The sequence below is a fragment of the Paraburkholderia sp. SECH4 genome, assembly GCF_030511745.1.
Lineage (GTDB): Bacteria > Pseudomonadota > Gammaproteobacteria > Burkholderiales > Burkholderiaceae > Paraburkholderia > Paraburkholderia madseniana.
In genome coordinates this window covers 1-7,654 of sequence record NZ_JALOCP010000086.1, presented here as the reverse complement: position 1 = coordinate 7,654, position 7,654 = coordinate 1, and the positions used below count along the sequence as shown (strand labels likewise).

Here is a 7,654-nt window from a genome sequence, read left to right as displayed (position 1 = left end):
GCTCCCCAGCAAGACCAGAAACCCCACCCCGCAAAGGTGGGGTTTCTGCGTTTACGCGGCAAAAACCAGCCATCTGAAAACATCGCCACCGTGAGACCCTGTCCGGTGCGGCGCCTGTCCTGCCGGTATCACTCCTTCCCGATCCGCAGCGCGGTCGCGTAACCAGTTGGCTCTTGTCCATTCCGCGGCATGCATGCGCAGGCTCTCTGCTCTTCTCATCCCTCCCGGAGCACGTGAAATCGGGCCCTTTGCCTAGCGGCAGCGCCAAAAGGTAGCTCTCCCGCAGGCGAAAAATCTGCAACAAAAATAGCTTCACCACCCCTTTTTATTTCCCTCCTGCGCGCGCTTCGTCGCATCGCCTTGCCTTAACATCCGCCACAGAATACTGTATAAATATACAGTGAAAACTCGTCACCCCATGCGTGCCCGATGCCGGGCAGGGTGGAGTATTCCCTATTGAACGAGCGTGTCTATGGCAGCAGCGATTCATCTGGCGACGACAGCGTTGTCGTCGCAATTGCGGCGTCAGGTGTGGCAGGGCAATGAGCTTGCCGAGGCGGACTCGCGGGTGATTTCCAGCGGCTATGCTGCGCTGGATCAACTGCTGCCTGGGCAGGGCTGGTCGGCCGGCGGCCTGACAGAGTTATTGATTGAGCACGGAGGAGTCGGCGAACTGCGCCTGCTGGCCCGCGCGCTTCGGCATCTTACGGCACAAGCCGAACGGCACGTCATGCTCGTGGCGCCCCCTTACCAGCCCTGTGCTTCGGCATTGAGGGCCTGGGGTATCGATGTCGAACGCGTCTTATGGGTGCGCTCGAGTGAAGACCAGTCTCTGTGGGCCGCTGCTCAAGCGTTGAAGCAGGATGGCATCGGCGCAGTGCTGGTATGGCTGCCGAATGCGCGCGCCGATAAGGTTCGGCGTCTGCAGGTGGCGGCTCAGGAGTCGGCATCGTTGGCATTTTTGATCCGGCCTGTCGAGGCAGCCACGCAATCTTCGCCGGCGCCATTGCGGATGATCTGCGAGCCGCTCTTGCCGGCCAATGCGCAGACGATCAATCGTCGTCAATGGTTGCAGGAGATTGGTATTTCGATCGACATCTTCAAGCGCCGCGGCCCGCCGCTAGCGGAACCCCTGCGTCTCATTTTGCCATTACAAAGCGTCTTGTTGCCGGAAAGCGGAATCGGTAGCAATCAAGGACGAGAGATCAAACATGTTGTGGATCGCAGTCACATTGCCACTCTTGTCGCTGGAAGCGGTGAAGCCTCTCGAACCGCTTCCGGATGGTTCGCCCGCGAAGCCGAATCGGTGTGAATCCGGCGAGACAAGCCAACCTCCGGGGGCCGACAGCGTCACCGAGGCGCGTTGCTATGCGCTGGCCGACCACGCGCACATCCTGATGCCGGATTTCGACGCATTGCGTGCCGGGGTGCATGCGGGTCAGTCGCGCTCGTACGCATTGGCCTTGGCGCCCGGTCTCAAGATGCTTGCCGCAGACACAGCCCGCGAAACTCAGGCGTTCGAAGCGATGGCGCTCGCTTTGCTGACGTACACACCGAAGGTGTCGCTCGGGCACGCGCATACCTTGTTGCTGGAAGTCGGCTCCGGCTTGCGGTTATTTGGCGGCTTGCGCGCGTTGTTGTCTCGGGTGTCCGCGACGGTGGCTGAATTCGGCTATACGGCGCGCATCGCGTGTGCACCGACAGCCTGGGGAGCGTGGTTGTTGGCTCAGGCGCACGCCGATCGGCAGGGGCATCGTTGGCATGTGATAAAGGAAACGTCGCTTGCGCGGGTCCTCGACCGCTTATCCGTGTTGTTGTTGCCGGTTTCGCAGGCGGATCGCGATGCGTTTACGCATGTCGGTTGCGCGACGCTGGCCGATTTGCGGCAATTGCCAAGGTCGGGTGTCGTGCGGCGTTTCGGCAGCGGCATTCTGGATCTGCTGGCGCAGGCGTATGGTGCGCGCCCGGATCCGCGCGAATCGTTCCGCGCGCCGGCATCGTTTCATGCTCAGTTGGAGTTGCCGTCGCGGGTCGATAGTGCCGATGCATTACTGTTTGCCGCGCGTCGGCTGATTGTGCAACTGGCCGGATGGTTGAGCGCGCATCATGCAGCGCTCAGTGGATATACGTTGTTGCTCGAACATGAATTGGCATCCCGCCATGCTCCGAAGACGTCGAGTCTGAAGGTCGCTTGGGCCATACCGTCGCGTGATGCCGAGCATCTGATCTGGCTGTTGCGTGAGAAGTTGAATCAGACGGTTCTGGTGGCGCCCGTGATCGAGTTGAAGCTGGTCGCGGATCAGATCGGCGAGTATGCAGGGCGGTCGGACACTTTGTTTCCAATGCCCGAATCAGACGGCGATTCGATTGCACGTCTGCTTGAACGCTTGAGCGCGCGTTTGGGGCCGGAGAACGTGTTGCAGATGTCGGTGCAGGACGATCATCGGCCCGAGCGGGCAATGCGCGTCGAGGCCTACCAGGCGCAAGCGTTTTCGCGCAAGAAGCGTTCGTCTGCGAAGACTAAGACAAAAATCAAAGCGGATAAAACCTGGCTGACCGATGAGTTGCAGCACGCTGCATTGGAGAGCGTGCGCGCAGACGACGATGCGGCGAGACAAGCGGAACAGGCGGAACGCACAGCACATCCAGAGCACCCAGAGTACATATCCCGCGAGTCCGAAAAAGCGAGTGACGCTAAAAGCAGCCGCCTATTCGTAATACAACCGGCCGATGCTCAAACCTCACTCGATCTGCCCGACAGTGCATTGCCATCGCAGCCTCGCCCCGTCTGGATGCTCGACAAACCGCTGCGCCTGATGATGCGCGACCAGCGGCCGATCTATCGTCGGCCGCTGAAAATGCTCACGCGTACCGAACGGATTGAAGCAGGGTGGTGGGACGGTAACCTCGTTGAGCGGGATTACTACGTTGCGGCAGATGATCGTGGCCATATGTTCTGGGTGTACCGGGAACGTCTTGGTGGCGAGTGGTATCTGCAGGGTTTATTCGGCTGAGCATCATGGAAAATTCTCAGCCATCATTCTTGTTAGAGCAGGCGCTTGCGGCCCAATTGCCGCCGTATGCGGAGTTGCATTGCCTGACTAATTTCTCGTTTCTGCGCGGCGCTTCGCATCCGCATGAACTGGTCGAGCAGGCGATGTCGTGCGGCTATAGCGCGCTCGCGATCACCGATGAATGCTCACTGGCGGGCGTCGTACGCGCACACACTGCGGTGAGAGAAATCAGGCAGGAGCGGGACCGCCAGCAGAAGGAGCGCGAAGACAAAGCGAAAGCCGCGCAGGCAGGAACGTCATTAGAAGAAGTAGCAGAGCCGGCGGCTACAACGCCAGCGGATTCAAAACAGGAAGCCTCAAAACAGGAAGCCTCAAAACAAGAAACCCTTGACCACGAGGTACTAAAACCAATCCCTCACCTCATCATCGGCAGTGAACTCAATCTGACCGACGATGCAGGCGAACCGTTCTGCACATTGGTTGCGCTCGCAACCAACCGCAATGGCTACGGCAATCTTTCCGAACTGATCACGCTGGCCCGTTCGCGTGCGGACAAAGGCAGCTATCGCCTCGGTCCATCCGATTTCACCGACTCGCTACCGCATCTAGAGCATCTCAAAGCCTTGCCCGATTGCGTCCTGATCCTAGTGCCGCAGCGCACGGCGACGCTCTCGCACACATTGCGTTGTGCGCACTGGCTGGCATCGTTCGCGCCGCAACGCTCATGGATCGCACTCGAACTCTGGCAAACCGGCAGCGACGATCTTCAGATCGACGCATTGCGAATGATTTCAAAAACGAGTGGTTTGCCTTTGGTGGCAGCAGGGGGCGTCCTGATGCATGTGCGATCGCGCAAGCCGTTACAGGACACCTTGACCGCGATCGGCCTCGTCACACCGCTATCGGCGTGTGGTCACGCGCTCGAGGCCAATGCCGAACGGCATATGCGCACTCGCGTGCGGCTCGGCAAACTGTATCCACGCGACACGCTCGAAGAAACGCTGCGTATCGCCGCCCTATGTCGCTTCTCGCTCGACGAACTCAAGTATGAGTATCCGGAAGAACTGGTGCCCGCCGGTGAATCGCCATCAAGCTATCTGCGCAAACTGGTCATGGCCGGCGCGATGGAGCGCTGGCCGAAAGGAATGGATCTCAAACGAATCGATCAGATCGAAAAAGAGCTGCAACTGATCGCCGACCTGAAATACGAAAAGTACTTCCTGACGGTACAGGATATCGTGAGCTTCGCGCGCTCCAGAAACATACTGTGCCAAGGCCGTGGTTCGGCAGCCAACTCGATCGTATGTTACTGCCTGCACGTGACGGAAATCGATCCGGTGCGCATGAACATGCTGATCGAACGGTTCATCTCGCGCGCGCGTAACGAACCGCCTGATATTGACATCGATTTCGAGCATCAGCGTCGGGAAGAGGTGATTCAATATATCTATGGGAAGTACGGTCGCCATCGCGCTGCGCTCACTGCAACGCTGATCACCTATCATGCGCGCAGTGCGCTGAAGGACGTCGGCAAGGCGTTGGGACTCGAAGCGTCATTGATTGAGCGGATCAGCAAATCGCAGCAATGGTGGGACGGCACGGATGCGGTCGCCAAATATCTGGCCGAAGCGGGCTTCGCTGCCAACTCGCACATCACGCAGAATCTGATTCGCCTTACCAAAGAGTTGCGCAACTTTCCGCGTCATCTGTCGCAACACGTCGGCGGCTTTGTGATTGCGAAAGATAAGCTGTCGCGACTCGTGCCGATTGAGAACGCGACGATGAAAGACCGCAGCGTGATCGAGTGGGACAAGGACGATATCGATGCGCTCGGACTATTGAAAGTCGACGTACTGGCGCTCGGCATGTTGTCGGCGATCCGGCGCGCGCTGGAATTCGTCGCCTTGCGGCGCGGCTTGCCGAAATTCAGGATGCAGGATATTCCGCGCGAGGATCGCGCCGTCTACGAGATGTGCGGTCATGCCGATACGATCGGCGTATTCCAGATCGAATCGCGTGCGCAGCAAAGCATGCTGCCGCGGTTGAAACCGAACAAGTACTACGATCTTGTGATCGAAGTCGCGATCGTGCGGCCCGGGCCGATCCAGGGCGGCATGGTGCATCCGTATCTGCGCCGCAAGCAGGGTCTGGAGGCGGTGGACTACGCTAAGGAGGAGTTACGCCCCGTGCTCGAGCGCACCCTCGGCGTACCGATTTTTCAGGAGCAGGTGATGCACCTCGCGATGGTTGCCGCGCTCTACACTGGTGAGCAGGCCGATCAATTGCGGCGCGCGATGGCCGCATGGCGGCGCAGCGGCAATCTGGCGAAGTATCAGCAGGATCTGACTGACCGCATGTCGGCGCGCGGTTACGAAAAGAGTTCATCGAGCGCATCTGCAAACAGATCGAAGGCTTCGGCGAATATGGCTTTCCTGAAAGCCACGCGGCAAGCTTTGCCTTGCTCGTCTATCTCAGCGCGTGGTTGAAACGTTATGAGCCGGCCGCTTTTCTTGCAGGATTGCTGAACAGTCAGCCGTTGGGGTTTTATTCACCGTCGCAACTCGTGCAGGATGCCAGGCGTCACGGTGTCCAGGTATTACCGCCTGACGTGACCTTGAGCGATTGGGAGTCGACCTTCGAACAACGTGGTCGCGAAGGGCAGCGGATTTCATCGAGCGAGGCCTGTTTGCGTCGTCAGCAGGGCGCATTGTCCGCACAGCAATTCCGTGACTTGTCGTTGCGGCGCTTCACATTAGCCCGGACGATCAGGCGTGCGGCAAAACAGCTGACCGCACGCGTATTTCAATCTTCGAAAACCTATGGTGCACGCGGTCCGGCAGTACGCATCGGCATGCATCTGATCAAAGGTCTTTCACAGGTAGCGGCCGAACGCATCATGGCGGCTCGTAGCGACGCACAGTTTGCTGACGTCGACGATCTGGCGCGTCGCGCGGCATTGACGCGGCGCGATCTCGAAGCGCTGGCCGCGGCGAACGCGCTGGTCAGCATTGCGGGCCATCGGCGCGAAGCGTGGTGGCAGGTGACCGCGCAGCACACGGTACCCAAGCTGCTGCGCGATGCGCCGATCGCGGAAGCGCCGCTGGCATTGCCGCAGGCAGCCGAAAGTCGCGAGATCGTCGACGACTACGCGAGCATCGGCCTCACGCTCAATCGTCATCCGCTCGCGCTATTGCGCGAGCGTCTTGCCAGACAGCGTTTTCGCACGGCGGCAGAACTTGCCGCGTGCGGACACGGCACGCTGGCGCGCGCCTGCGGTATCGTCACTGTGCGGCAGCGGCCGGGCACGGCAAACGGCACCGTGTTCGTTTCCATCGAAGACGAAACCGGTTCGATCAACGTGATCGTCTGGCCGGCGCTGGTGGAAAAGCAACGCAAGGTGCTGCTGGGTTCGTCATTGCTGGCGGTGTATGGCGTCTTGCAGCGTGACGATGGCGTTTCTACCGGCGGTGACAGCGCCGGCAATGTGATGAACGCAAATAAAGCGGGCAACGCGAAACGGAAACAGAAGGGCGAGGTGATCCATCTCGTCGCGCATCGACTTGAAGATCACAGCGACTGGCTCGGCGAACTGGCTACGGCGAGCCGCGATTTTCATTGATGCGGACCAACTGTGGTTAAGCTTGCGGACCCGACGGCAGGTTGGCGTGTCGCCGGGCCGTAGAAACGCGAGCAGTACCTGCCGTCGTTATCAAGCTCGTTGCCGGGCAGCTACGCCGCCGTCTCGCCCCGCCACGGAAATGCGGCCAGCACTTGCCGGATCGCAACGTCGAACGGCGTGCGGCGGCCAATGCCGAGCGCCTCGAGCCGGTCCGACGCCAGGTGGCAGTTATGCGGGCGCGGCGTCGCGTCGGTGGGCGTATGTTTTGGCGTCAGTTGCGCATCGAGTTGCAGCGCTTCGGCCAGCCGCACGGCGATTTCATACTTGTTCATCGGCTCATCCCCCGACCATTGCACGATGCCGCAGATCGCATCGCCACGCGCATGCCGTTCGAGCATCTGCCGGATCACGAACGCGACGTCCGGTGTAAAGGTCGGGAAGCGAATCGCCCATGCATCCATGACGGCGGCCTTGCCCTCGCGTGAAGCCGACGCGGCAATCGCCGGCACGAGACTCGTCACCGCCGATTCTGCCCAATCGACGATCGGCCCATAGAGCAGCGGCAAACGCAGTATGCAGCCGAGATCGGTGGATTCCGTCAGCGCTCGCTCGCCTTCGAGTTTGCTGCGCCCATAGGCATTGAGCGGCGCGGGCGCGGAATCGTACTGATAGGGCGGGTGCGTGCCGTCGAACACGTAATCGGTTGAGATCGAGAGCGCCCAAGCGCCGCGCCGCTTTGCCGCCGCGGCCAGGGTGCGCACCGCATCGACGTTCAACGCCCGGGCGAGCGCCGGATCGTGCTCGCATACATCAGGCCGACGCTCCGCCGCGGCAATCACGAGCGCGTCCGGTGCTTCGCGCTCGACAAATTGCTCGACCGCCCGCGCATCGCGAATATCCAGCGCGACCGTGTTCGGCCCCGGCCGGCTGAACGCCGTGGCGACAACTTGCCAATCTGCCTGCTGTTGTTAGCGGCGGTGTAAAAGCGTCATTAGATGGCGGCGCAAAGTTGAGTAGAAGC

2 protein-coding genes and 2 pseudogenes are annotated in these 7,654 nt (G+C 60.4%); 3 read left to right on the top strand and 1 reads right to left on the bottom strand.

All coding sequences use genetic code 11. The annotated features are described in order from the left end of the window. Positions 1-472 precede the first annotated feature (472 nt). The 3 genes and pseudogenes from imuA to M0D67_RS41520 all read left to right on the top strand — a co-directional run bounded on the left by imuA (position 473) and on the right by M0D67_RS41520 (position 6,633). A complete protein-coding gene (imuA, locus tag M0D67_RS41530) occupies positions 473-1,312 on the top strand; it encodes a translesion DNA synthesis-associated protein ImuA (protein WP_154567279.1) in 840 nt (279 codons plus the stop codon). Further along, entirely contained in the window at positions 1,212-3,014 is a 1,803-nt protein-coding gene (locus tag M0D67_RS41525; protein ID WP_266243514.1) for a DNA polymerase Y family protein, read from the top strand. Before imuA ends, M0D67_RS41525 begins: the two co-directional genes overlap by 101 nt. Positions 3,015-3,019: 5 nt before the next feature. Next, positions 3,020-6,633: pseudogene (locus M0D67_RS41520) on the top strand (error-prone DNA polymerase). 110 nt (positions 6,634-6,743) lie between these two features. Here M0D67_RS41520 and M0D67_RS41515 read toward each other — a convergent pair. Next, positions 6,744-7,589, bottom strand: a pseudogene (locus M0D67_RS41515) (dTDP-4-dehydrorhamnose reductase family protein); the annotation flags it as partial. Between the last annotated feature and the right edge of the window lie 65 nt (positions 7,590-7,654).

What these genes read in the sequence shown, in the direction of transcription:
- imuA (WP_154567279.1), top strand. Translation starts at nt 473, where the DNA reads ATGGCAGCAGCGATTCATCTGGCGACGACAGCGTTGTCGTCGCAATTG.
- M0D67_RS41525 (WP_266243514.1), top strand. Translation starts at nt 1,212, where the DNA reads ATGTTGTGGATCGCAGTCACATTGCCACTCTTGTCGCTGGAAGCGGTG.